General features: G+C 43.9%; 20 protein-coding genes and 2 pseudogenes. 9 read left to right on the top strand and 13 right to left on the bottom strand.

Translation table 11 applies throughout. The features are described from left to right. Nucleotides 1-92 precede the first annotated feature (92 nt). Nucleotides 93-179 (top strand): annotated as a pseudogene (locus V7K21_RS29645) (VOC family protein); the annotation flags it as partial. A gap of 43 nt (nucleotides 180-222) precedes the next feature. Next, on the top strand, nucleotides 223-498 hold the full coding sequence (locus V7K21_RS29650; RefSeq protein WP_335179558.1) for a hypothetical protein: 276 nt from the start codon (nucleotides 223-225) through the stop codon (nucleotides 496-498). A gap of 78 nt (nucleotides 499-576) precedes the next feature. Here the strand turns inward: V7K21_RS29650 and V7K21_RS29655 are convergent. Next, nucleotides 577-840, bottom strand: a pseudogene (locus V7K21_RS29655) (Uma2 family endonuclease); the annotation flags it as partial. 85 nt (nucleotides 841-925) lie between these two features. Here V7K21_RS29655 and V7K21_RS30935 point away from each other — a divergent pair. Then, nucleotides 926-1,912: a quinone oxidoreductase family protein gene (locus V7K21_RS30935; RefSeq protein ID WP_442948941.1), complete on the top strand. Its 987-nt coding sequence runs from the start codon at nucleotides 926-928 to the stop codon at nucleotides 1,910-1,912. Here the strand turns inward: V7K21_RS30935 and V7K21_RS29665 are convergent. Both V7K21_RS29665 and V7K21_RS29670 read right to left on the bottom strand, forming a co-directional pair. Continuing rightward, nucleotides 1,817-2,224, bottom strand: coding sequence for a Uma2 family endonuclease (locus V7K21_RS29665; protein ID WP_442948942.1), 408 nt, complete (start codon nucleotides 2,222-2,224; stop codon nucleotides 1,817-1,819). The two genes, V7K21_RS30935 and V7K21_RS29665, sit on opposite strands and share 96 nt — an antisense overlap. 59 nt (nucleotides 2,225-2,283) lie before the next feature. After that, complete coding sequence (locus V7K21_RS29670) at nucleotides 2,284-3,045, bottom strand: class I SAM-dependent methyltransferase (RefSeq protein WP_335179560.1); 762 nt, start codon at nucleotides 3,043-3,045, stop codon at nucleotides 2,284-2,286. Nucleotides 3,046-3,051: 6 nt separating this feature from the next. Between V7K21_RS29670 and V7K21_RS29675 the strand changes: the two genes are divergently transcribed. Together V7K21_RS29675 and V7K21_RS29680 are read left to right on the top strand one after the other, a co-directional pair. Then, the gene (locus V7K21_RS29675; protein WP_335179562.1) at nucleotides 3,052-3,870 is read left to right on the top strand and encodes a class I SAM-dependent methyltransferase; all 819 of its coding nucleotides are present in this window, start codon (nucleotides 3,052-3,054) and stop codon (nucleotides 3,868-3,870) included. Between the two features lie 346 nt (nucleotides 3,871-4,216). Further along, complete coding sequence (locus V7K21_RS29680; RefSeq protein ID WP_335179564.1) at nucleotides 4,217-6,478, top strand: cation:proton antiporter domain-containing protein; 2,262 nt, start codon at nucleotides 4,217-4,219, stop codon at nucleotides 6,476-6,478. 102 nt (nucleotides 6,479-6,580) lie between these two features. On the opposite strand, the gene V7K21_RS29685 is transcribed toward V7K21_RS29680, so the two are convergent. The 7 genes from V7K21_RS29685 to V7K21_RS29715 form a co-directional block, all read right to left on the bottom strand. Beyond that, entirely contained in the window at nucleotides 6,581-8,017 is a 1,437-nt protein-coding gene (locus tag V7K21_RS29685; protein WP_335179566.1) for a TolC family protein, read from the bottom strand. A 103-nt stretch (nucleotides 8,018-8,120) separates the two neighbouring features. After that, nucleotides 8,121-8,792, bottom strand: a complete 672-nt coding sequence (locus V7K21_RS29690) for an ABC transporter ATP-binding protein (protein WP_335179568.1) — start codon at nucleotides 8,790-8,792, stop codon at nucleotides 8,121-8,123. A 178-nt stretch (nucleotides 8,793-8,970) separates the two neighbouring features. Continuing rightward, nucleotides 8,971-9,642 carry a hypothetical protein gene (locus tag V7K21_RS29695; protein WP_335179570.1) on the bottom strand — a complete coding sequence of 224 codons (672 nt, stop codon included), beginning with the start codon at nucleotides 9,640-9,642 and terminating at the stop codon, nucleotides 8,971-8,973. Between the two features lie 57 nt (nucleotides 9,643-9,699). After that, nucleotides 9,700-10,980: an ABC transporter permease gene (locus tag V7K21_RS29700; RefSeq protein WP_442948943.1), complete on the bottom strand. Its 1,281-nt coding sequence runs from the start codon at nucleotides 10,978-10,980 to the stop codon at nucleotides 9,700-9,702. 22 nt (nucleotides 10,981-11,002) lie between these two features. Next, entirely contained in the window at nucleotides 11,003-12,613 is a 1,611-nt protein-coding gene (locus V7K21_RS29705; protein ID WP_335179572.1) for an efflux RND transporter periplasmic adaptor subunit, read from the bottom strand. A gap of 101 nt (nucleotides 12,614-12,714) precedes the next feature. Further along, complete coding sequence (locus V7K21_RS29710; protein ID WP_335179574.1) at nucleotides 12,715-13,266, bottom strand: hypothetical protein; 552 nt, start codon at nucleotides 13,264-13,266, stop codon at nucleotides 12,715-12,717. A gap of 303 nt (nucleotides 13,267-13,569) precedes the next feature. Next, the gene (locus V7K21_RS29715; protein ID WP_335179577.1) at nucleotides 13,570-14,208 is read right to left on the bottom strand and encodes a TetR/AcrR family transcriptional regulator; all 639 of its coding nucleotides are present in this window, start codon (nucleotides 14,206-14,208) and stop codon (nucleotides 13,570-13,572) included. Between the two features lie 145 nt (nucleotides 14,209-14,353). On the opposite strand from V7K21_RS29715, the gene V7K21_RS29720 reads away from it, so the two are divergent. Further along, on the top strand, nucleotides 14,354-15,232 hold the full coding sequence (locus tag V7K21_RS29720; RefSeq protein WP_335179578.1) for a tetratricopeptide repeat protein: 879 nt from the start codon (nucleotides 14,354-14,356) through the stop codon (nucleotides 15,230-15,232). Nucleotides 15,233-15,437: 205 nt separating this feature from the next. On the opposite strand, the gene V7K21_RS29725 is transcribed toward V7K21_RS29720, so the two are convergent. Then, on the bottom strand, nucleotides 15,438-15,842 hold the full coding sequence (locus tag V7K21_RS29725; protein WP_273766843.1) for a response regulator: 405 nt from the start codon (nucleotides 15,840-15,842) through the stop codon (nucleotides 15,438-15,440). A gap of 284 nt (nucleotides 15,843-16,126) precedes the next feature. Between V7K21_RS29725 and V7K21_RS29730 the strand changes: the two genes are divergently transcribed. Next, the gene (locus V7K21_RS29730) at nucleotides 16,127-18,676 is read left to right on the top strand and encodes a DNA gyrase/topoisomerase IV subunit A (protein ID WP_335179580.1); all 2,550 of its coding nucleotides are present in this window, start codon (nucleotides 16,127-16,129) and stop codon (nucleotides 18,674-18,676) included. A 686-nt stretch (nucleotides 18,677-19,362) separates the two neighbouring features. Next, the gene (locus V7K21_RS29735) at nucleotides 19,363-19,548 is read left to right on the top strand and encodes a chlorophyll a/b-binding protein (RefSeq protein ID WP_335179582.1); all 186 of its coding nucleotides are present in this window, start codon (nucleotides 19,363-19,365) and stop codon (nucleotides 19,546-19,548) included. 121 nt (nucleotides 19,549-19,669) lie between these two features. Here the strand turns inward: V7K21_RS29735 and rpoD are convergent, their stop codons facing one another. Both rpoD and gyrB read right to left on the bottom strand, forming a co-directional pair. Next, entirely contained in the window at nucleotides 19,670-20,836 is a 1,167-nt protein-coding gene (gene rpoD / locus V7K21_RS29740) for an RNA polymerase sigma factor RpoD (protein WP_273766849.1), read from the bottom strand. Between the two features lie 1,785 nt (nucleotides 20,837-22,621). After that, nucleotides 22,622-24,559 carry a DNA topoisomerase (ATP-hydrolyzing) subunit B gene (gene gyrB / locus V7K21_RS29745; protein ID WP_335179584.1) on the bottom strand — a complete coding sequence of 646 codons (1,938 nt, stop codon included), beginning with the start codon at nucleotides 24,557-24,559 and terminating at the stop codon, nucleotides 22,622-22,624. A 182-nt stretch (nucleotides 24,560-24,741) separates the two neighbouring features. On the opposite strand from gyrB, the gene miaA reads away from it, so the two are divergent. Next, nucleotides 24,742-25,647, top strand: a complete 906-nt coding sequence (gene miaA, locus V7K21_RS29750) for a tRNA (adenosine(37)-N6)-dimethylallyltransferase MiaA (RefSeq protein WP_335179590.1) — start codon at nucleotides 24,742-24,744, stop codon at nucleotides 25,645-25,647. Nucleotides 25,648-25,855: the final 208 nt, after the last annotated feature.

Here is a 25,855-nt window from a genome sequence, read left to right on the forward strand (position 1 = left end):
AGCACTCGATTGCAATTACTTTACCGTATTTGCTGTGCTGTTTCTTAAATCCTTTACTAGTAAGCCTTTCAAGACTTAACGGGAAAAGTCAGGTCACTCGTCCTACTGGTAGAGGAGTGTATTTTTACGATCCAGATGGCTTTATGATTGAAATTCGTTGCGATCCAGAAGCTAGTTAACTTAAAGGCGATCGCAAAAGTATCTACTATGAGCGGGAAACTCATGCAAATATTTAAACTAATTGAAGAGACGATCACAAAACCACCAATTCCACACGAACCATACAAGCAATCATTGAAAGCTTGGGCAATGTATTGTTTGCGAGACAAAGGTTTTAAAGTCGTTTATGCTCAAAATGCTGATTTTGCCATTGAAACTAAAGGTGCAGAAAAGCTGTATTTTAAAGTTTCAAATAACGCCGATGATTTAGATAATTCTCTTAGCTGGATTGTTTGGGATAGTGCAACCAAAAGCGTCAGTCTTATTCCCAAAAAATAGACTGATGTCAAAAAATCGCTGTGACTATCTTCCTTTCCCAAACAATTGCTGCACAAATATTTGATGTTCTGGCGAATTTCATCCCAACTGCAATACAGCCAATACTTGCTGCATATTGCCAGCAAGTAAATCTGACATTGACAACCACAAACCAGGAAATACTTGACTTTTGATAATTCCATCTGCGTCCATTTCTAAGGATACATATTCTCCTTGTTGGAGGCAAAACCAATCTAATTTGTTTTCAAATATTTACCAGAAAATGTATTCTTTTATTCCATTACGACCATAGACTTTTTTATTATCATGTAAATCAATAGCGACACTGCTAGCTGCTATCTCTATTAACCCAAGTTGCTAGTTATGGGGGAGTACGATCGCACGCAACCACTACACATAAAAATTAGGAACAGAAAGGAAAACCGTCATGAAAGCCGCAATCGTTCAGGGAATCGGGCAAACGCCCGTCTATGGGGATTTCGCAGAGCCAGCGCTGTCCTCGGGCGACAATCGCATCACAGTCACGGCCGCTGCTATCAGCCATGTCGTCAAAAGCCGGGCCTCCGGCACGCATTACAGCTCGTCCAGCCAGTTCCCCTTCGTCGTTGGTATCGACGGTGTGGGACGGCTCGATGACGGAAGCCGGGTGTATTTCGTCATGCCGAAAGCGCCTCACGGCAGTATGGCGGAGCAAACCGTGGTGCCTTCGGCGCAGTGCCTGCCCCTGCCTGACGGACTAGATGACGTGACGGCTGCGGCCATCGCCAATCCCGGCATGTCGTCCTGGGCCGCCTACACGGAACGCGCTGGGCTCAAGATTGGAGAGACCGTGCTGGTCAATGGTGCCACTGGAACGGCGGGCCGTCTCGCCGTGCAGATTGCCAAGCACCTCGGGGCGAGAAAGGTCATTGCAACCGGCCGCAATGCCGACACCCTGCGTTTGGTCGCGGCCCTTGGTGCCGATGTGACGATTTTGCTCGTCGAGAGCGAGGTAGCCCTGGAGGACAGCTTCAAGGAACAGTTCGCCGAAGGGGTGGATGTCGTCATCGACTATCTGTGGGGAAAGAGTGCGGAGTGCCTTCTGATGGCCGGTGCCAAAGCCGGAGCGGACGCTGTGCCCATCCGGTTCGTCCAGATCGGGTCTGCAAGCGGGTCAAACATAACGTTGCCGAGCGCCGTGCTGCGCTCGTCAGCAATCAAACTGATGGGCAGCGGCATCGGCAGCATACCTCTTGACCGCCTCGTCAACGCCATCGGCGGGCTGCTGCAAGCGACCATGCCCGGCGGCTTCAAAATCGCGGCCAAACCCGTCCCCCTGTCAGAAGTCGAACAGGCATGGCCCAAGGATGACAGCATCCGGCGCACCGTGTTCACGGTGGATGAGCAGATTTCCTTTAGCCGTTGGTGTGATTAATAGCACTCCATCAGGTTGCAGTTCATTGTCTCGATTTAAGCGGACTGTTGGCTCAATTCCCAATCTCACACCAGGAGTTAATGCTTGATAAACTCCTAACCAACCTATTACATGGCCATGTGGTTCAGCATGACTTTCAAAGCGTAATGGGGATGCGAAGTATACAACTCCTTCAATTAATTCTGCCTTTTGATGACGGGGCATTGCTTGATAACGGCGTTCAAATTCGTAGTGAGTGAGGTGATCGCCATTCTCTAAAGGAGGAATTCGCTGCTTGAGTGATAGGTTGACCATGATTTTCTGTTCTGGCAAGGAGTCTTACTTTATTATGGCTTGGTGCATATTTTTCTTGTTGATCCACTGCCTAAGCCTCATCTTGTCAATAAATCGCTAGAATCAGGTTTCTCAAATACCATTAAATGCTGTTGAGGTAACAAGTTTTTGGTTTCCCGCCAAACCAAACCAACAGCTTGCATTTCTTTACGCACTTGCTTTTGAGTCATCTTGTGCAGACCTTTAATCAGAATAAAGGGATTTTCGCCCCGGTACTCAACCAAAACCACCCTACCACCAGGTTTCAGTGCTTTTACAATTCCTTGCATCACTTCTTGGGGATACTCAAGTTCATGGTAAGCATCCACCATCAGCGCCAAATCGACACTTTCAGGTGGTAGATTTGAGTCAGTAAGGGTTGCCAAAACAGGCTCAACATTGGTGATGTTTTTCTCTTTTTTGAATAACTCAATGATTTCCAACATTTCTGGCTGAACATCTACAGCCAACACTTTACCTGCTGTTAATAGCGGCGCGATGCGAAAGCTCAAGTAACCGGTACCAGCGCCAATATCCGCCACCAGATCATTAGGTTTCAGATTGAGGATGTTGACTACCTTACTTGGCTGTTCCTCTCCCTCTCGCCTTGGACGTTCTAGCCAGCCAGCACCTGTGTATCCCATAACTTTGGCAATTTCTCGCCCCATGTAATATTTGCCGATCCCATCTGGATTATGGATAATATGCTGTTCGTAAACTATGCTGGATGAAGACGCGGCTTGTGCTATCAGAGTTGGGTTCAGCAGTGAGCAACTCAGTATCACAACAAGAGTTACTATAAAGTGGAGAAAATTTAACATTTGGTTATGACTGATCTAGATAGTTATAAGCAGCAACTAAGAGAATTTTATGGTAGTAGAACGACTTATGACTATGAGGAAGGTACTCGCCATCCTCTAGAAGCCAAGCTTCTACTTGAATTTGTACCGCTAAATTTGGGACAGAAAATCCTTGATGTGGCGACTGGAACAGGTTTAGTTGCGATACCCGCAGCTGAAAAAGTTGGTTCAGATGGCTCTGTGATTGGGATTGACATGACCCCTGGAATGTTGCATCAAGCAAGACTTAAGATTGCAGCAGCAAGATTACAAAACATCGAGTTGATTGAGGCAGATGCAGAAGATTTCAACTTTAGTGATAGTAGTTTTGATGTTGTCTTTTGCTGTGAGGCAATTGTACTTTTTCCAGATATCCTTGCTACTTTGCAAAAGTGGTACGGCTACTTGAAAACCGGAGGGTATGTAGCATTTACCTGTCCTCCGGAAACTGCTTATATGGCATCTCTTCAGCAGAGGATCTGCGCTAGAGTTTTGGGCGAATCATTACCACATATCCTTGAACCACTGGGGACTCCAGAAAAATGTCGGAATTTGCTCAATCAGGCGGGTTTTAGAGATATCGAAATTAAGATTGAGCCGTCAGGACGTTATCGCCAGCTTAGGGATAGCAGATTATCTGAGACAGTAATTAATATAAATTTTAAAGGTAATCCCCTGTTGTCAAAATTATCACAAGAACAATTAAATCAGTTGCAAGTTGAGTACAAAGCAGAAATTGAAAAACTAGCAACTGATCAAGGTCTTTGGGAAGACACTACAAAGTTCTTTGTTCGCGCTCGAAAATAAGTTCATAAGCAAAGCTTTAGTCCTAACCTGACCAATGATTCCTTGATGGTACAGAGCAAGTGCAATACGCTTGGGTTAAGGCTAAAATCTTTTGTCAAAGTCAATTTTTTTATTGTAGACGCAAAGCGGCTTGCCGCAGGCTACCACAGAGGCGCAGAGAACACCGAGAGAAGAAAGAAATGCTTAACTGAACTGTATTGAGACTTGCGGATTTATTTGTGGGGTCAATCTAAAATCAAAAATTGTCTGACAGTTAACCTCCTAGACCGATGTAGAAGTAAATATTTTTAGGATTTACTTGAAGCAGCCCCATTAAAAATTCGTAATCCAACCTTTGGACGCTTATATGCAAAACCTGTCCCTAATGTTAGTGCCTGTACTCGCTGCACAGAAAATAGCAGGTGACGGTTTAATTAAACCTCTCGGTCATCATGAACTGCTGTTGGTGCTGGTACAACTGTCACTATTGCTTCTGGTAGCGCGGGGATTAGGTGAGTTGATGCGCCGGATTAACCTACCGCCTGTTGTCGGGGAATTACTGGCGGGTGTGCTTCTGGGCCCTTCTCTATTTGGTTTGCTCCTTCCAGACTTACAGGCACACATCTTTCCCAAAAGTCAAGAACAATCGAATTTACTTTCGGTGATTTCTTGGTTAGGCGTATTATTTTTGCTGATTGTGACTGGGTTGGAGACGGATCTCAAGCTGATTCTTCGTAAGGGTAAAACGGCTCTGCTGATTTCACTGGGCGGAATTATTATCCCGTTTGTTACCGGATTTGGACTGGGCTGGCTATTGCCAGATAGTTTTTTAGCCGACCCAGAAAAGCGACTAGTATTCAGTCTATTTATCGCCACAGCAATGAGTATTTCAGCAGTACCAGTGATTGCTAAGGTGCTGATGGACTTAAACCTGATTCGCCGTGACATTGGTCAAGTCACCTTAGCTGCTGGTATGACTGACGACACCATCGGCTGGATTTTACTTTCTGTGGTTTCAGGTTTAGCTACTAGTGGCAAATTTGACTTTGGGACAATTTTCCATTCTGTAAGTGCAGCAGTATTATTTCTAGCGATCGCCTTCACCATTGGACGTACTATCATAGACCAGATTTTGCGCTGGGTTGATGACTACGTTGGCGGAATCTCCGCTAGTATATCGGTTGTGCTGATTCTTTCGCTCTCGGCAGCAGCACTTACCCACGTATTAGGTCTAGAAGCAGCATTAGGTGCTTTTGTGCTGGGGATTCTAGCAGGTCAATCCCGCCGCTTTAGCAATGAAGCTGGACACATGCTAGAAGTATTTACAGCAGCCTTTCTAGCGCCAATTTTCTTTGCTTCAGCTGGCTTGAAAGTTAACTTGTTAACCCTGTTAGTCCCCCAGACGTTGATATTTGGCTTGATTGTTCTTGTTGTTGCCTGTGTAGGCAAATTTACAGGTGCTTACATTGGTTCTCGCGTCGGCGGCTTGAGTCATTGGGAAGGTTTGGCGATGGGTTCCGGGATGAATGCTCGCGGGGCGATGGAAATTGTCGTTGCCACAATTGGTTTATCTTTGGGAGTGCTGAATCCACAGATGTACTCAATTATTGTCATGGTAGCGATCGTCACTTCCCTAATGGCTCCACCTCTTTTACGCTGGACTTTATCAAAAGTGGTTATGAGTGAAGAGGAAGCTCAACGTTTGGAACAAGAAGAGCAGGATAGCCACAGCTTTATCAAGCAAATCCAGCGTGTCTTAATACCGACTAGCGGTGGCCCCAACATTCAACTCGCGGCGCAACTAGTCGGTTACATGGCTCACCAAAACTCGATAGAAGTTACATCTCTATATGCCCTGAGTGACAAGCAGCCCCAAAAAAAAGCCCGCCGAACGGCAACCCAGGTAAAAGACACCACCGCCGAGCAAGCTCTGGCTTCTGTCACCGAGGAAATGCAGCTACCTGCTGATACCTCCCTGCAAGCAAAAACGGAGTCTGGGCACAGTAAAGCGGAGGTAATTCTGAATGAAGCGAACAAAGGCTATAACTTGATTGTACTGGGAGCCTCTGAACAAATACGCCCCCAGAAAGCACTGTTCAATTTGCTTGTAGACCGGGTAGTACAAGAAGCGCCTTGTGCAACGATGGTGGTGAAGTCGCACTTACCCCAAGCCAAAGGCGAGATATGCAAAATTGCTCAACAAAAGCTGACAAAGATTTTGGTGCCAACGGTGGGGACAGAATATAGCAAAAATGCTGTAGAGATGGCAAGTACGATCGCTGCTCAAACAGGGGCATTAGTTATGATCGTTAACGTGATTAATATGCCACAGGTTGAGTATATTCTTTACGAACAGCGATCGCTAGCTCCAGTCAAGGAAATTGCCCATGAGCTGCTCGAACAGCAAGCAGCAACTGGTCGCAATCTAGGTGCTGATGTCAAAACCTATATTCTTCAAGGAAGCAGCCCAGAAAAGGAAATCCTCAAGTTTGCCCAAACCAAGGAAGTTGACCTAATTATTTTAGGGAGTAGTATCCGAATGGTTACAGGTCGCGTTTTCTTTGGTCACAGAGTGGATGCAATTCTGAATAAAGCACATTGCCCAGTAGCGGTAATTACTGTGCCATAGTCGTTCTCAGCTTAGATGCAAATAGTATTGCTTGAATATATTTATACTCACATAGATTACCAATCTCTGGATCTAAACAAACTTTTCTTTAATGATTTGACCTTAGCGCGAAGCCCTGGAAGTGACTGATCTTTGCAAATTAGCTAGAGCGCGATTGTAATCTAAAATAGCTGCGACTCGATTACCTTCTGCTCTTGTCAGGTCATTTTCAGCATCAATCACCTCCGTTTGAGTACCCACACCAGCTTGGAACCTCAGCCTTGCTAAATTGACAGCTTCCCTAGCTTGATTTAAAGCCACACTAGAAGTTTGCACATTATTTAAATTGGATTGCAATTGAGAATAATACTGTTCTACATCAAAGCGAATTTGGTCGCGCTGGCTAGCAAATTGGGACTCTGCGATCCCAATATTAGCTCTCGACTGAGCCGCACGCGCTTTTGCTACTCCCCCATCAAACAAACTTACATTTCCTTGGAGTCCCACTGAATAACCATCAGTAATGCTGACGCCATCATTATACCGATCTAACAGGTTGTAGTTGCCTACCAAACCAATTTGCGGCCCTAGCTGTGAAAGCGCCTGTCGTCGCTGTTGCTCGGAAATATTACGTTGTGCCAAGTACTGTGGCAATTCTGGACGATTTTGAAACGCTTGGACAATAGTTTCTTCCAATGTTGGCTGCCAAAGACCAGCTAGTTGTACGGGATCTGCTGCACTGATATTAACTGACTGCGACAAACTTAACAAGGTGGCAAGCTGACGACGGGCAATTTGCTGCTGTGAGATAGAATTAGTCAGGTTTTGTTGGGCATTTGCTAAATTCACCTGAGCTTGCAGCACATCAAACCGCGTACCTACTCCAGCCTGTTCTCTGGCTTGAGTATCCCGCAAACTAGCCTGGGCATTCGCCACAGCAGACCGATTAATTCTTACTAATTCATCAGCTTGTTGCAAATTGTAGTATTGAGTGCTGGCATTCAACCTAATTGTAAGAGACTGAGTTTCAACATCAAATTCATTCACACGTAGTTGTTCTTCAGCTGCTCGGATAGTTGCCTCTCGATTACCGGAGGTATAAAGGTTATAATTCAGTTGTGCTGAGCCATTGAAAGTGGTGCTAGCTTGAGATGAATTGTTAGTAAAACCATTCCCATTATTAGTCACACTACTGTTAAGACCAAGAGTAGGAAATAAGGCAGCTTGAGACTCACGTAGCTCGGAGCGACTGCGTTCTAACTGTAATAGGGCTATCTGTAAGTCTCGATTGTTGCGTTTTGCTAGTTCCAAAGCCTGTGCCAAACTGATTGGCACAGTTTGCTGAATCCTTACTTCCTCCGGTTTGGTAGGAAATTGGAGAGGATTGGAATTGGGGTTGAGGGAATCGGGAACCTTTACAGAGCTTGAGGAATTCTGCGCTTTTGGGGGAGTTGCTGCACTTGCTGCATTTAGAAAAAGAATAGCGATACCTGACGGCAAGGCTACCGCCAACGCTACGGTAACCCAGGTAGAATGTACGGAGAATAAGCTGAGATTCATAATGATGTAGTCATTAATTAGGTTTCTTTGAGGATACAATCACCTGATTGACCTACAGAGGTTTAAATTTTAAATTCCCCCTCAAAAGGTTGATATTAACAAATTAACCTACAATCAAACCATCCTGAACTCGAATAATCCTGTTGGTTTGAGCAGCGATATCTGGCTCATGAGTGACAATCACAATTGTGATCCCTTGGTCATTAAGTTCTGTTAGCAAACTCATCACCTCGTCGGATGTTTCAGTATCTAAAGCTCCTGTTGGCTCATCTGCCAAAACTAATGCAGGTCGGTTGACCAAAGCACGAGCAATAGCTACCCGTTGTTGTTGTCCGCCAGAGAGTTGACTGGGACGATTAGATATCCTTGCGCCTAGTCCTACCTTTTCCAAGGCTTCTAATGCCCTTTGACGGCGTTTTGGCTTAGGTAAATTAGCGTAAATCATTGGTAACATGACGTTTTCCAGCGCTGTCGCCCGCGCCAATAAGTTAAATTGTTGGAAAACAAAACCTATTCTTTGGTTGCGGATATAGGCTAATTCATCATCATCAAAAGTCGTCAGGTTTCTGCCTTCAAAAATATAGTCTCCAGTTGTGGGACGATCCAGACATCCCAAAATATTCATCAGCGTGGATTTACCCGAACCTGATACACCCATAATGGAGACGTATTCCCCTTCCTCTATGGAGAGTTGAATTCCCTTTAGTATTGGAACACTAACTTCTCCCAAGTGGTAGGTTTTGGTAATCGATTCCATCCAAATCATAGTTGTCATATTGATTTCGGCTTAATAAATTGTTAGTTGTTGGTTGTTAATTTTTCAAAAATTACATCGACTGGATAACCTGCGAACAATTAAAATTTAATCCCCAGGCTATTTGCAAATAAGCTGCAATATTAAGATGTAAAATTACCAGTAAATAGAATGTAGTTCTTGCAATCAAATACCATAATCACCATCTAACTACAATTGGTAGTTGCAAGCCAAAACCTTGTGAATTACTTCCCTTGGCGTTATCAAACTCTATTTGTAGTTGGTAAAAATTGCCTTGTGAAAATTGCACTAATCCCAAATCAATTAGCATTCTCACTTCAGGAGAAAAGTTTTGAACACCGAGTAAGGTGACTTGTAATGCCGTAATTTCCTTGAATCCAACTTTATGAATTAAAGGAGGTCGCCGTTCTAACGGGTAATTTTGAGGTTTTTGGGTTGCAGGTGAAATGAAAATCAATGGTTCTGATAAATTGTCACTATTGGTTGCGATCGCAATAGAAGCTTTTGGTGTCCGATATGCTGGATGGTAATTCCAAGTAGGAAATGGCTTTTCTTGCAAATTTGATGCTGTTGACCGCCAGGAAATGCCAAAAGGGCAAGCCTGTATTTCTTGCCAACGGCAGCGTGACCACAAACCTGTAGGGCGAACAAGAGGAGACTGAATTTCGTTAGCGTCAAAAAGCCAAAGTAACTCAAGATAAGCATTATCAAAGAGAAAGCAAACGTTTGCAGTCCCTTGGCCTCGATGAATTCTCCGACTACCTTCTGTAAGTCCAAAAGCAGTTAGCATATCCGCTGCTGGTGCTTCTGGTTCAACACAGACAAAGATATCATCTAGTTCAAGTTGCATATATTTACCTGTTTTCAGAGAAGCTTTTAATTTTTAAATTTTCTTTTTTTGAATTATTTAGTCACTACGTAAAGCGGTGATTGGATCTAATTTGGATGCGTTCCGGGCTGGAATTACCCCAGCGAGTAAGCCAACGGTTAACGAGAGTACAAAGCCAGCAATGATCGACAAGAAAGAAATTACAAACGGAAACTTGAAAATATTTGCAGCGACAAAAGCTAATAAAACCCCAGTCGTCATCCCAATACCTCCGCCGACAATGGAAATCACGATCGCTTCGGCTAAAAATTGATTAAGGATTGCCGAATTGGTGGCTCCTACGGCTTTACGAATCCCGATTTCTCGCGTCCGCTCAACTACGGAAACTAGCATAATATTGGCAATACCGATTCCACCAACCACCAGGGAAATTCCGGCGATCGCTACCACCATTACTGTAAATAAACCCACAATACTAGTAAAGGTACTAACAATATCAGCTTGATTCGTCAGCCGAAAATCATCAGCTTGCGGCGGATAAATGTTGTGACGCAGCCGTAAGAGATTGGTGACTTGAAACTGAGCGGCTTCCAACTGCTCCTGATTAGCGCCTTTGACTAAAATTCCACTTACAGAAACGCCTACTAGGGCATTGTTACCAACCAATCTCTTGGACATAGTAGTTAGAGGGATGAAAATCTGGTCATCTCGATCCATCGGGCCTTGAGCGCCTTTAGGCTCCATCACCCCAATTACTTCATAAGCCTCTCCTTGAATCCGAATTCGCTCGCCGATAGGATTTACACCCTTTCCAAAGAGTGTGGTTTGGACTGTGGGGCCAAGAATGGCAAGCTGTGCAGCAGTATTTAGTTCTTCCTGAGTAAAATATCTCCCTTGCTGGGGGTGGGTATTTCTGACTTCTGGGTAGTTTAAATCTGTGCCATAAATAGTTGTTGAGGTGTTCTGTCCTGCATATACAACTTGAGCGCTGCGTTGGAGATAAGCAGAAACCATCTGTGCTGATGGCGCTTGTGTAGCGATCGCCTTAGCATCTTCCCAAGTCAAGGTGCTGCTAGAACCTACTCCTTGACGGACATTCCCGCTTCTTGCAGCACCCGCTAAGATTTGGATCACATCTGTACCCAATGCTTGTATCTGTTGCTCAACCCCCTTTTGCACTCCCTGACCGACAGAAGTAATGGCAATAACTGAAGAAATCCCAATAATCACGCCCAACATAGTTAGACCTGTGCGTAATTTGTTACTCCACAATGTCTCTGCCGCCATTGTCAAGATTTCCAGGAACGGTACTGTGCGGGTCTTCTTAGCTTTGTAAAAGCCCTTAAATATCTTAAACATAAGGTTTTATTTAAAACTAACTTTAAGGGGAACCACCGCCTTGAGAAGAACCACCGCCAGAACCACCGCCGGAACGACCTCCGCCGCCGCCTGCTCCTCTTCCTCCTCCTCCGGCTCCTCCACCACCACCTAGACCAGGAAAAACTCCTCCTCGTGGTGTTGATTGCGGACGTGACCCTGGTGGGAAACTGAGCAACACCCTTTCGTCTCCTGTCAATCCAGACTTAACTTCGGTAAAGTTATTCGCGGTGACGCCAGTCTCAATGCGAGTGAACACAGGTCTGTTATTTTTTCCTTGCACAAATACACCTGTGGCATTTTCTTGGCGCACCACCGAGGCTGTTGGCACTACTAAAACATTTTCCACTTGACCGACTTGAAAATCTACTTCCGCATTCATCCCAGACCGCAGTAGTCTTTGAGGGTCCAAAAGTGATACTCTCACTTCAAAACTGGTGACGTTTTGCTCTACTATTGCTTGGGCAGCAATTTGGCTGACTTTACCTTCAAAGGTTTTTCCTGGGTAGGCATCTGCTTTAATCGAGACTTTTTGACCAATGCGGGTTTTGGAAATATTTGTTTCCGCTAAATTTGCGACAACTTCATTTGTTGAAGCTAGAGACAAGATTGAAGAAGAAGAAGAAGAAGCTACTTCACTACTGGCTGTTGTAGGTGTCACGAAAGCGCCTGGATCAGCAAACTTCTTGGTCACCACACCATCAAAGGGGGCGCGAATTACCGTGTCATTGATTTCGGCTTGGATGTTTTGCAGCGATCCGCGAGCAGATGTTACCTGGGCGCGGGCTGCGTCAATATCTTCTTGGCGCGTTCCTGCTTTCAGAAGCGCCAAAGCTTGCTGTCTCTGCTTCACCACAGCTCGGGCTTGCTCGATGTCTTCTGGACGTGACCCAGCTTTTTGCAACCCTAGTGCTTGCTGTGCTTCATTTACACTAGCTTGGGCGCTATCTCGAGTGGCACGGTTTTGATTAAGAGTCTGAAGGGAAATTCCGCCTGCATTGTAAAGTTGCTGATTACGAACAAAATCATCTTCTGCTTGGCGAAGCGTGGCTTGAGCGCTTTGCAAGCGGGCCTGTGCTTGGGCAATATCTTGAGAGCGATTGCCTGCTTGTACCTTTTGCAGATTCGCCTCAGCTTCGTCTAATACTCCTCGTGCTTGAGCAATATCTTGAGGGCGATTACCTGCGATCGCCTTTTGCAAATTCGCCTCGGCTTGTGCCAATTGTCCTTGAGCGGAGGTAAGCTGCCCCCGCAGGTTGGAATCATCCATGTAAGCTACAATCTGTCCTTGTTTGACGATATCTCCTTCCTTTACCAGCAGTGTTTTCAAGATGCCTGAATTTTTCGGGCTGAGGTTGATTGACCGCTCAGGCTTCACCGTTCCGTTCGCTGAAACTGTGATTGTTAAACTCTGCCTTTCTACAGGCTTTGTCAGCACCCGGCGTCTGGCTTCTTGACGGGAAACAACTGTTAGTTGGTAATAAACTCCATAGCCAATTCCACCCAAAAGGCAAAGAGCAATTAGCCAAGAGAGCCAATTACGTCTGCCCTTTTTTCTCTTTAACTCTGGAACAAAAACTGATGAATTTACGGTATTTGGTGTATCAATTTTCATATCCGCTTTGTTTATAAAGAACGGCTACCGAGCTAGTTATTCACGGCTAAAACTATAACCTGGTAGCCCTATACTGACAATGATTTTGAGTTTTTAGTGTTTTAAAGGTTTATTTGCAGTACCAATCCACTAGGAAGTCTGTAGTAACCATCACGCTCTCTAACTAATCTTCCAGCAGGAACAATTTCCTGATTGGGAAGAAGAATATCCCCGTTGGGAAGTCTGAAATAACCTTGATTACGCAGTCTGGCTATGGATCTAGCAGGAATAATTTGCCCATTGGGATATCTGATGTCACCATTACCAAGTCTGACTACTCTGTTATAGGGTTCGTTGTCGCGGTTCCAATTGCCCCGATCTCTAGAGTTTCTGACTTCTCCAGGATTGGATCTGCCGTCGCGGTTCCAATTATCACTGTCTCTAGAGTTTCTGACTTCTCCAGGATTGGATCTGCCGTCGCGGTTCCAATTGCGCCTGTCTCCAGGGTTGCTGTCTTCTCTATAGTTACGTTTGCCGTCGCGATCCCAATCTTGATCACGCTCACCAACAACGTAGACTTTCGTTTGGGCACTTGCAGGCGCAGTCAAGAGAGTGGGAACAATGATCAGGGCAGCAGCAGCTAAAACTATCGATACACGCTTTGCTTTAAACATGGAATTGACTCCTTATTTACATTAAAGTTCTATTTTGCTGAGGTTCCGATTCAGTAATTTAAACAGTTGCTTTTGTTTTGGCATCAAGATGTCTAATATTTACCATCTCGTATAAATTCATACATAATAATTATCGTTCAAAAAGTTCAAACTGATGTATGACAAAAGTCACTAGTAATTCCAGACTAGTGTATGACGGAAGTCACCAGTTTTCTAATGGGGAGTGGGCAAGGAAAGACGGGGGAAAATATTTCTAAAAATCTCTTTGCGTCCCCGTGTAAGAGCATCCTTACGTCAGTTTACTTAATCCTGGCTTGGTGCAATTCCTTGCCAGACTATATCCACAAGACTCTGGACAAATGCTGATACTTCCGTGGCAGGATCTCCAGAATTTAAGTAAGTTTCTATTCTTGATTCAGCAGTTGCCATACTGACTTTAGATGACATCTGCTCTAAAAAAACATAGTTCATCAGCGATCCTAATAAAATATGAGCCACTGTCTGAGGATCGCAAGGGCGAAGGCGATCTTGGTTGATCTCATGCTCTAGGAAAGCAGTCAGTACTTTAACATCTCGCATGGGTTTTGGTTCTTTACCTCCAAGTTCTGCGATCGCATTGCCTCGCGATCGCAGCATCATAATCCGAGGCAGCACCTCGTGATAAAATTTCATAATCTGGAGACAAATATTGATTAGGTTTTCCTTGAGATCGCCTTTGCCATAAAGAGATTCCAACTCGTTCATCCACAGGGGTTTTTCTGGAATTCCCATCGCCGCAAAAAATAATTCTTCTTTCGTTGAGAATCGCTTGAAAATTGAAGCTTCAGAAATACCAGCTTGTTGAGCAATTTCTAAGGTTGAAGCACCAAATCCTTGTTGCAGGAAAACTTGCCGAGCCGCTTCTAAGATTTGCTGATTGGTAATTCTGGGTATCCGAGGCATAAATTAGTAAGTGGTTACTTATTAAGTTATTGCCTTTGTGCTTGGGATGTCAAGAACTAATGACGTAAGATTTTACTACCGTCAACAGCCCAGATCGTTTAAGCTAGCTGAAAGATTCTTTGATTAGTGGCTTAAAGGCGGTAGTGTGCCTAAATATGTTCGTTTGATTTCTCTTCTAATGGTTTGTAGTTTGTGGAGTATGCCACAAGCCGCTAACGCGCAGGCATTAATACCCCATACATTGCAAGTAGATTCAGAGAAGCAGGGGTTGAGGTTGGCACAGGAAGCGGCTCAACTCGCTCAGTTTCAACAGGTTGAATTAGCTTTGCCACTAGCGCGGCTGGCTAGTAACCTGGCTTCCAAAAATGAGAAGGTGTGGTTGCTCTTAGGTGGATTGCAGCTACAAACTAAAGACTTTGACGCGGCGATCACTAGCCTGAAAAAAGCTCAATCTATCAACCCCAAAAATGGTGAGATTCTGTTTGCTCTGGGTTCAGCTAATTTTCAGCAGAAAAACTACCAGGCATCTGTTGTCAATTACCAAGACGGTTTGAAATTAAAACCCAATGATCCAGAAGGGTTATTTAATTTGGGTAATGCTTACTTTCTGCTGGGTCGACTCCCAGATGCGATCACACAGTATAATAAAGCCGTCTCCCAAGATAAAAAATTCTGGCCGGCGCTGAACAATATTGGCTTAATCAACTACGAACAGGGTGATACCCCTGGAGCAATTAAGCGATGGCAATCTGCTATAACCCTAGAGAAGCAAGCCGCAGAACCTTTATTGGCCTTGGCAGTGGCACTGTATACTAAAGGCGATCGCCAACAAGGACTAACCTTTGGAGAAGCTGCCCTCCGCATCGATCAGCGCTATGCTAGTTTGGATTTTCTCAAAGAAAATCTCTGGGGCGATCGCCTACTGTCTGATACGAAAAAATTCTTAGAATCACCCCGTATTCAAGCAGCCCTACTGCAACGGGATAACTCATCATCAGCCCCTGAACAACAGCCTACCCAATAGGAATGCTGAGTTATGAGCGCTGAGTTAGGAGTTAAAAGTTAAAAGTTAGGAGTTGGCAGTTCAATATTTCAACTCCTCACTTATAACTTTCCTATTACTAGTTGCTTAATGGCACCTTTTCGTAGTACATATATACTAATAAAATCCAGGAATACTCGCCCAAAAACGTTTTTGGGCGAGTATTCCTGAAATAAGCCGTTAATTCTCAGTGGTCGTCTGTGGGTAGAAGTGCGATGATTTGGTCAACAAATAGTTGATGGTCAACAACTGGCTTAGAAATGTAGCCATCAGCGCCGCTTTGCTTGAGAAAGTTCTCGCGATCGCCTTCCATAGCATGTGCCGTCACCAAAATAATAGGTAAGTTTGCTGTTTTTGGATCAGATTTTAACATTTGTGTAATCTTGATTCCATCAACGGACTTACCTTGGTAAACACTTCTAGACAGAGAAACATCCATCAAAATTAGGTCTGCTTCTCCAGATTGGGCAATTTTTATGACTTCTTCGACATTTTCAGTGTGTTTCACACCCAAGCCGCCACGCTTGGACAAAATCTTGGAAAAAACGCGAGCATTAATTAAATCGTCTTCGACAATTAAAACAGTTTTCATGAGAATTTTACTTATAGAGGTGAGGGAATTCAAGAATTCAAGAATTCAAAATTAACAAATGCAATCATAGTAAGTATCATAGCTACTAAGTGTATATAGATTATACTCGTGTGCATCCTTTTTAATACTCAATCTGCATCCTCGTCATCAAGGATGATACTACTGCTTTTTCTTCTGTGACCATCAAAATTTTGTTATGAATCCTATTTGATCCGTTATGCTGTGGTTGCTGCAATATTGGGTTCCGCCGGCTTTTGTGTAGTTAAATTTCAGGGAAAAAACTCATGGCAAAACAGTTAAACCTTCTCTCAACGGGACAGGTCATTACAACAGCCCTGCACACCGAGATGCAACGGTCTTATCTAGAATATGCCATGAGCGTGATTGTCGGGCGAGCGCTACCAGACGTGCGTGATGGCTTAAAACCAGTGCATCGTCGCATTCTGTATGCAATGCACGAACTCGGTTTGATACCAGATAGACCTTATCGAAAATGTGCCCGCGTAGTGGGTGATGTGTTGGGTAAATACCATCCTCACGGCGACCAATCAGTTTACGATGCTTTAGTGAGGCTGGTGCAGGACTTTTCTAGCCGCTATCCTTTATTAGCAGGACACGGTAACTTTGGCAGCGTCGATAATGACCCGCCAGCAGCGATGCGCTACACAGAAACGCGCCTGGCACCCATCAGCCATGAGGGAATGCTGACAGAAATTGGCGAAGAAACTGTGGAATTTGTCGGGAACTTCGATAATTCCCAGCAAGAACCAACAGTGCTACCTGCTCAGTTGCCCTTTCTATTGCTGAATGGCTGTTCTGGTATTGCCGTGGGCATGGCGACAAATGTACCACCGCATAACTTGGGGGAAGTTGTCGATGGGTTAATTGCCTTAATCGACAACCCAGATTTGTCAGATGAAAAGTTATTCGAGTTAATTCCAGGGCCAGATTTTCCCACTGGTGGAGAAATAATTGGTGAGACTGGAATTCGGGAAGCATACACCACAGGTAAGGGTGGGATTTTGCTGCGCGGAGTTGCGACTCTAGAGGAAATTCCAGCCACTAGGGGAAGCAAGCGACGGACGGCAATTATCATTACAGAATTGCCATATCAAGTGAATAAGGCTGCCTGGATTGAGAAGGTAGCGGACTTAGTAAATCAAAGTCGCCTGCAAGGAATTTCTGATCTTCGGGATGAGAGCGATCGCGAAGGGATGCGGGTAGTAATTGAACTCAAACGCGATACTAATCCTCAAGAAGTTCTCCAGCATTTATATCACCAAACTGCTTTGCAAATGACTTTTGGGGCAATTCTCCTAGCAATAGTAGATGGACAACCCCGCCAGTTAAGTTTGCGTCAACTGTTGCAGGAGTTTTTGAGTTTCCGAGAACAGACGCTGAACCGTCGCTACAATCACGAGTTGGGGAAGGCCCAAAGTCGTGTGCAGTTGGTGGAAGGTTTACTCAAAGCACTATCTAATTTGGATCAGGTAATTGAAATTTTACGGCAAGCTCCCGATGGGAGTACGGCAAAAATAAATCTTTGTAGCAGACTGGATTTGAGTGAGGTACAAGGAGATGCAATTTTGGCTATGCCATTGCGCCGCCTCACCAGTTTAGAACAGCAAAATTTGCAGCAGGAATTTGAGCAGCTAAGTGAACAAATTAGATTGTTAGAGCAATTGCTCAACGATCGCCGAGAATTACTCAAAGCGCTGAAAAAAGATTTGCGATCGCTCAAGCGCAAGTACAGCGATCCCCGGCGGACAAAACTAGCGCCTACCAGCAGCCAGACAAGGATAGAAGAGGACAAAGGGATAAGGGGACAAGGAGTAGAGGATGGTGAGGAAAATCCAAAATCCAAAATCGTTCGACTGAGCGTAGCCGAAGTCCAAAATCCAAAGTTAGAACAGCCAGTAGAGGAAGCGGTTTTAGAGTTTACCCAACGGGGTTATGTCCGCCGCACCCAGCCATCTGGAAGAAAGTCAAAAGCTGAAAATGGTCTGCATGATAATGACTTCATTATCCAAACTGTGTTAACTGACACAGAGAAAGACTTGCTAATACTAACTGCTGGCGGCAAAGTCTATCCTATAAAGGTGGGAGAAATTCCTCCAACCACTGGACGTTCTCCACGGGGAAAACCTTTGATTACTATGCTCAGTAGTACTGCTCAAGGTGCCCAAGAAGCTGTGGTCAGCCGCTTTTTGCTGCCGGAAAATCTCGAAACTAGCCAGATGATTCTTTTAACAAAACAGGGACGAATAAAGCGTCTGTCTCTGGGAGAATTTACTAACCTGACTCGACGCGGAATCACGATTTTGAAGCTCAAAGACGATGATGAATTGTCATTTACCCAGTTCACCACTCCAGGGGAGCATCTGATTTTAGCTAGTTCAGGTGGGCGACTGTTGCGCTTTGCAGTCAATGATGAACAATTACCGATTATGGGTCGTACAGCGATGGGTTTACAAGCATTTCGGCTATTGAAAAATCAGCAAATGGTTGGCTGTGTGACTGTCGCCAAAGATGACCAGCTGCTGCTAGTTACTCAAGAAGGATATGCCAAGCGAATGGCTGCGAGTCAGTTAAGAGCGGCTAATCGCGGCGATTTAGGCACGCAAGCGCTGAGATTTGCCAGCAAAACTGACAACTTAGCTGGTATGGTCATGGCGATCACATCTAGCGAGGTAGCTTTAGTGACGAATAAAGAGCGGGTAGTGCGGATACCTGTGGAAACAGTGCCTATTTTAGGTAGAGATGTCAAAGGTGAAAGCATCCTCCAACTCAACCGCGATGAAAAAATCATCACCGTTGCCGAAGTGCGAACTTAATCAAGGTGAGTTTCTATTTTTGTAGGGTTGGCCTTGAAAAGAAGTCTCCGACTGGAAATGCCTTTTAAAAGGGCTGCCGCCTCCCAAATTGGCACCACAAAATATTGAGATAGCGCTTACCTAAGCTAAATTTAGATCTCCGACTTCTTCAAGAAGTCGGGGATCTGGGCAGCAACTTTTGCTTAGGGATTTCCAACAAATAAATTATCCAATCTTGTGGGAGATTTTTTTATTTGGAAGTCGCTTAAGTAAACTTGACACTCTGCGGTCTGGTCTGTTCGCCCTTGGCGTCTCCCCTTCTCCCAAAGGGAGAGGCTAACGCCTGCCGTAGGATGCCCAAAGGGCTGTAGGGAGAAGACGCACAGATTCTTTAAGATTCCCTTAAAAGCGATAGTAAAATATCCCCCTAGACGCTCAAAACAACTACCAATACGACCAATCCAAAAAATATTTGATAATTAATATCAATAAGCTACTATTGTCTATGACGGTAAAAATTCAAATAGTATTTTTCTACCCCTGTAAATCTAACTGAAGGCAGATGTTTTAATCTGTCTAAATCGCTATCCCTATTTATGTCAAGTTATAGAAACAAAAATATAAAGAATGTTGCTTTTATAAAGATATTTGTTATATTAGTTTACATAAAGCAATAAACCTTAAGAATTAAATTTGGAGTCCCAACCATGACAAATGCAAGCACAACGAAAGTAACTACTCCGGTAATTGAAGATCGCAACGCTTGGCGCTGGGGCTTTACCCCACAAGCAGAAATTTGGAACGGTCGCTTGGCAATGATTGGCTTTTTAGCAGCCGTTTTGGTTGAGCTTTTTTCTGGTCAAGGCTTTCTACATTATTGGGGCATCCTATAAGTTTTAATATTCAAGATGACCTATAAATAAAAAAACCTGGAGTGCTAATTCACTACCAGGTTTTTTATTCATTTGTTTGTAATTAGTCATTCGCTTTAAACAAATGACTAATGACTAATAATTACCGAATATATTCCTTGAGTACGCTGTTGCGATTTGGATGGCGTAACTTGCGGAGTGCTTTCGCCTCAATTTGACGAATCCGTTCGCGGGTGACGTTAAAAATCTGTCCGATTTCCTCAAGGGTCTTCATCCGACCATCATCCAAGCCGTAACGCAGTCTGAGAACATCGCGTTCACGAGGACTGAGACTGTCGAGGACTTTTTCAAGGTCTTCGCGCAGAAGATTTTTGGAAACTTGGTCTTCTGGCGTCTCACCATCGGATTCAATAAAATCGCCCAATCGAGAATCTTCTTCTTTCCCAATGGGCGTTTCTAGTGAAATGGGTAACTGGGCGGATTTAGCAATAAACCGCAACTTCTCAATGGTCATTTCCATGCGAGTAGCGATTTCTTCTTCAGTGGGTTTGCGACCCATTTCTTGAGACAGCAGCTTGGTAGTTTTCTTAATCCGAGAGATGGTTTCGTAGAGGTGAACTGGAAGGCGGATAGTGCGGGATTGATCTGCGATCGCGCGGGTAATTGCTTGACGAATCCACCAGGTAGCATATGTAGAGAATTTGTAACCTTTTTCGTGATCAAACTTTTCAGCGGCGCGAATCAAGCCGAGACTGCCTTCCTGAATTAAATCTTGGAATGACAAACCACGATTCATGTATTTCTTAGCAATTGAAACCACAAGACGCAGGTTAGATTGCACCATCTTGTCTTTCGCCCTGCGACCAACATGCAGGCGATAACGAAAGGCTGGTAGTGGTAGTTGCACCGCTTCTGCCCATTCACTATCTCGAGGATCGCGATCCAACTGTTCTGAGAGTCTTTCCCGCACCCTCTCTAATTCCAGCAAATCGGCTATTTTCCGCGCCAATTCAATTTCTTCGTCTGCCCGCAACAGCCGAATTCTACCAATTTCTTGCAAGTAAAGCCGAATTGAATCTTCAGTGTAGTGCTTTTTCTTGCTTTGTGTCCGACGACGCGATTTAGCGGCTTTTCCAGACTTTGCGTCGTCCTCATCAGACTGAGGCTCTAAAAATTCATCGTCACCTTCATCGATGATCAGCAAGTCCTCTTCATCGTCTATTAAGAGTTCTTCTAACTCGAGCTCAGGCTGATTCATTATTTCTAGGTCAGGCTGATAGCTTTCGAGTACGTTGTTAGCCTGGTTCATGCCGCGTTCCTCATGCTCCTTGCAGAATCAATTACTCAAGATGTGTTTACTGCTCTTTTAAACGAGCTAGTTATCAACCGAAAATAAGCTTTTTGGCAGATTTGCCAGAAATATTTTCGGACGTTTTGCACCTCCGGTTGGAGGGTTTTTTAGTTTAGTTTAAGCAACTACTAAAGGTGACTTACTCCCCTCAGTAAATGTTATATGTGTTACTATCACATACTGCTTTCAACTAACTGGTCAAAAAAAGACTCGCCTTTATTAACAAACTTGCCACTCTATACAAATTCAGACTGTTGGCAGATTTTCCTATAAAGACTCTTCCGATTGTAGCCTGTTTCACAGAAATTGCACTCTTTTTGTGTATTCATCATGAACTCCCACAGCAATTGTTAGCCACCATTACCAAAAAGACATTAAAAACGGGAATTATACCCTGAAATTTTTTCTCCACTTTTCGGAATTGCAGTGACGCTCTTATTACATTACGAAGTAAGTACGCTTGCTCTTGCCGAATTTCATGTATTTTACACAACATTAATTACTTACAAAGAGGGCATTGTATGTTAACTCAGACGACAAGTCTAAATTTATCCATTTTTACATTTCCTTCATAAATTACGCATTCCTTAGACTAAAGCAGGTCTTGACCTTGGGTAAATACAACAAGGGTGATGGTGCTTGCCTGAAAGCAGTTAACCTTCTGCGTACTAATTACCTTAACTGAGGAGTTGAGGCTGTAGCATAATCAACCTGATAGCAGAGCAATTTAGGTTTAACTAATTTGGCCTTATTCACAGGTTAGCGCACTGTGGCGATTTCAGCCCTATGAAACTTGACAAACTCTTCTTATTGTATACAAAGATATTTTAATCAATTCAAAAACGATTTGTCTGCGAACTTACCAATATAGTCCTATTTAAGACAAAAGTTCATTAGATACATACGATACAATAGCGATCGCGACCGTAGTACATGAAGATATTAACAAGTTTTCAGCCAGATGGTGTCTGCTTCCAACAGCCATCACCCGGAACAGAGAGAACCCAGAAGATTGCCTGATGATTTGGTTACAAAACTTTTCTACGTAGATAAATTGTAATTTTAAATACTTTTATTCAAGTAAGTCTCTGTAATCTTATTATGATAAATCCTCAAGATATTTAATTAATTGCTGTTTAATAGATAATATTAAGTTATTTTCTTAAAGCATAACAAATGTGTTTATAGCTGGTAAGCGAAATTAATTAGCCAGTCAGTGCAAAGAGTATTGTCTGACTAAATTTCCAATAAAGTTGGTAGTTTTGCTAACAATAGAAATTGAATTTTTGTAAAATATTGACAATAAGCAAATTATATGGGTATGAGCACTCATCTAACGCCCTTCTCACATTGCCAGAGGCTAGCACCTGCCGTAGGATGCCCGAACGCAAGGGCGTCTCCTATCTTGAGAAGGGCTGTAGGGAGAAGACCGCGCCCGTTCCCCTTAAAAAGGCTTGCTCTAATTCCCTCCTTTTTAAGAAGGGTTAGGGAGGATCAAACCTTAACCCAGGCGTATTGGGATATAAAGTCTTTACCAAAAGTCTGTTCCAGGAATCTTAATCAATACTTGAAAGCCACAGATTCCTGACAACTTTTACGAAGTCGAGGATCTTGTTTTTTAGGAATGATTTAGGACTGCTATTGATTAGATGGGGATGTAGACACTATAAAAAAGTAATGGGTGATACGTTTTCACCCATTACCAATGTCACAAATTATTGAAGTAGTGTCAGGGAATTGATATTAGATATCTAGATCGGTGAAGTTGAGTTTAGAGCCATAGGTTTCGATGAATTCTCGTCTGGGTGCAACACGATCGCCCATTAAAATTGTGAAGATGCGATCAGCTTCTGCGGCATCCTCAATTTCGACTTGCTTCATTTTGCGAGTCTCTGGGTTCATGGTGGTGTCCCAGAGTTGTTGTGGCATCATTTCACCCAAACCTTTGAAGCGTTGGATGATATAGTTAGCATTAGCAGGAAATTTGGCGATTGCTTGATTTTTTTCGCGATCGCTATAGCAGTACTCATGATTACGTCCCCGTTCTACTTTATACAGTGGGGGACAAGCAATATAAATAAAGCCTTGTTCGATCAGCGATCGCTGATATCGATAGAAAAATGTTAACAACAAAGTCCGGATGTGCGCTCCATCTACGTCAGCATCCGTCATGATGACTATGCGGTGATAGCGCAGTTGGGTGGAATCGAATTCATCACCTTTGACACCTAAACCGAGGGCTGTAATTAACGCTTGAACTTCGTTATTTTTATAGATTTTAGCATCATCGGTTTTTTCAATGTTGAGAATTTTACCACGTAGAGGCAAGATAGCTTGAGTGCGGCGATCGCGTCCTTGTTTGGCACTTCCACCGGCTGAGTCCCCTTCCACGATGAATATCTCAGATTCGCTAGGATCACGAGAACTGCAATCTGCCAATTTGCCAGGTAATGGCGAAGATTCTAGTACTGATTTGCGCCGAACTAATTCCCGCGCATGACGCGCTGCTTCTGCGGCTTTGAAAGCTTGGATAGCTTTTTCTAAAATTGAGTCTGCGATCGCCGGATGAAATTCTAGGTATTCGGTGAGGACTTCTCCCACCAAAGAATCGACAATTCCTCGCACTTCGGTGTTACCGAGTTTAGTCTTGGTTTGTCCTTCAAATTCCGGGTCTGGGACTTTAACAGAAATAACCGCAGTTAGACCTTCGCGGACGTGTTCACCACTGAGGTTTGGTTCATTTTCCTTAATTTTATTGCGCTTGCGGGCGATCGCATTTAATGTCCGAGTCAGAACTGCTTTCAACCCTTCTAAGTGCGTACCACCATCAACCGTGCGAATATTGTTGGCAAAACCTAGAACATTATCCGTGTAAGCATCAGTACACCACTGCAAAGAAACTTCCACTTGTACATTGTTCCGTTCCCCCTGCACATAGATAATTTCTTCATGCAGCGGCTGCTTCTCACGGTTCATGTAAGCGATATATTCTTTAATACCACCCTTGTAATTGTAGGATTCTACTTTCGGTGTATCGCTTTTTAGCAGTTCTAAACGATGGTCAGTAAAGGTAATTTTGACACCTGCATTCAGATACGCCAACTCCCGTAGGCGACCTGATAGAGTAATGTAATCAAACTCAATGTTAATTGTAAAGATTTGGGTATCTGGCTTAAAGGTGACAGAAGTTCCGGTTCTAGCTTCTTTGTAAGGCTTGACTTGCAGTTCTGTAACTGGGATACCGCGTTCATAGCGTTGGATATGAACCTTTTTATCTCGCCAAACCGTAACTTCTACAACCTCAGATAGGGCATTAACAACAGAAATACCAACCCCGTGCAATCCTCCAGAAACTTTATAACCACCGCCGCCAAACTTACCACCAGCGTGCAGTACCGTCATCACGGTTTCCAAAGCCGATTTCCCCGTGCGCGAGTGAGTATCGATGGGAATACCGCGACCATCATCTGTTACAGTCACCGAACCATCAGCGTTGAGATCCACCTCTATATGGGTGCAATAACCCGCCAAAGCCTCATCGATTGAATTGTCCACCACCTCGTAAACTAAATGGTGGAGTCCTCGCGGCCCGGTAGTACCGATGTACATTCCTGGTCGTTTGCGGACGGCTTCCAGACCTTCCAGAACTTGAATCTGATCGGCACTGTAACTGCTCGTCATGTAAACTCTCCTGATGCGTGGGGTTGAACTCGCCAAAAGGCAAATAAAAGTCAAAACACTCCCAAATTGTAACACAAAAGCCTTGCTGGCGTCTGTAGGGCATTTTCAAGAGAAGTTTATACAGGGGTTGCACTGCCGTGGAAGAGGACGAGGATGAGCCGGATAAGGGAGATGGGAAAGAAATGACTAAATTAATTGTGATTTGTGGGGCGACGGCAACGGGTAAGTCAGGTTTGGCTTTGGCTTTGGCGATGCGGTTGGGTTCTGTAATTCTCAGTGCCGATTCTCGTCAAGTTTACCGTGAGTTTGATATTGGTACGGCTAAAGCAACTGTGGCTGAACAAAAATTAGTGCCGCACTATCTAATAGATATCTGCGATCCAACAGACATGATGACATTAGCAGACTACCAGGAGCAAACACAAGCTTTAATTGCTTCTGTTGATGTTACACCACTTTTACTAGTTGGTGGTACTGGTTTATATATACGCTCCATTGTCCAAGGGATGAGAATTCCTAGAGTCGCACCGCAAATAGAATTGCGATCGCAACTTGAATCTCTCGGTCAGCCTCAACTCTACGCAATTTTACAACAAGTTGACCCTGTTGCAGCACAAAAAATTCATGCTCATGATTCAGTGCGAACTTTAAGGGGATTAGAGGTATATTATGTTACTGGATATCCAATTTCAGAACAACAAGGGGAGAATCCACCAAATTATCCAATTTTGCAAATAGGTTTGGATTGCGATGTTGAAAAGTTGAGAAATCGGATTAAACAGCGTACCGAGCAAATGATAGCAGATGGTTTGGTCGGTGAAGTGGAGTATCTTTGTCAAAAATATGGCGCTGATTTGTCTTTGTTGCATACTTTGGGTTATCAAGAAATTAAGCAATATTTGACTGGAGATATTTCTTTCGATGAAGCGAAAGAATTAACAATTTTGCATACACGGCAATTTGCCAAGCGACAACGCACTTGGTTTCGAGCTTATTCGCAAATTGAATGGTTTGATGCAGATGATCCTGATTTATTTGAGAAGGTTTGGCATCGGATAAATGAGTTTATTAATTCCACGAGTCCGTGATATTTTCTTACTCACGCAAAGATGTAAAAAATTTTGGCGTCTTTGCGTGAAGGTTCTAGAGAGTTTTGGGATCAACGCCCATAGCCCGTAGCCTATCTGCTAGAATTTGGGCCCATTGTTCTGCCTGACTTTTCCCGTTAAGTCTCTTTTGCAAGCTGCCAACCCTCACAGAGATCGTGTAATTTTAACCAACCTCGCCACAGTACCT

This window comes from Nostoc sp. (assembly GCF_036919595.1).
GTDB lineage: Bacteria > Cyanobacteriota > Cyanobacteriia > Cyanobacteriales > Nostocaceae > Nostoc.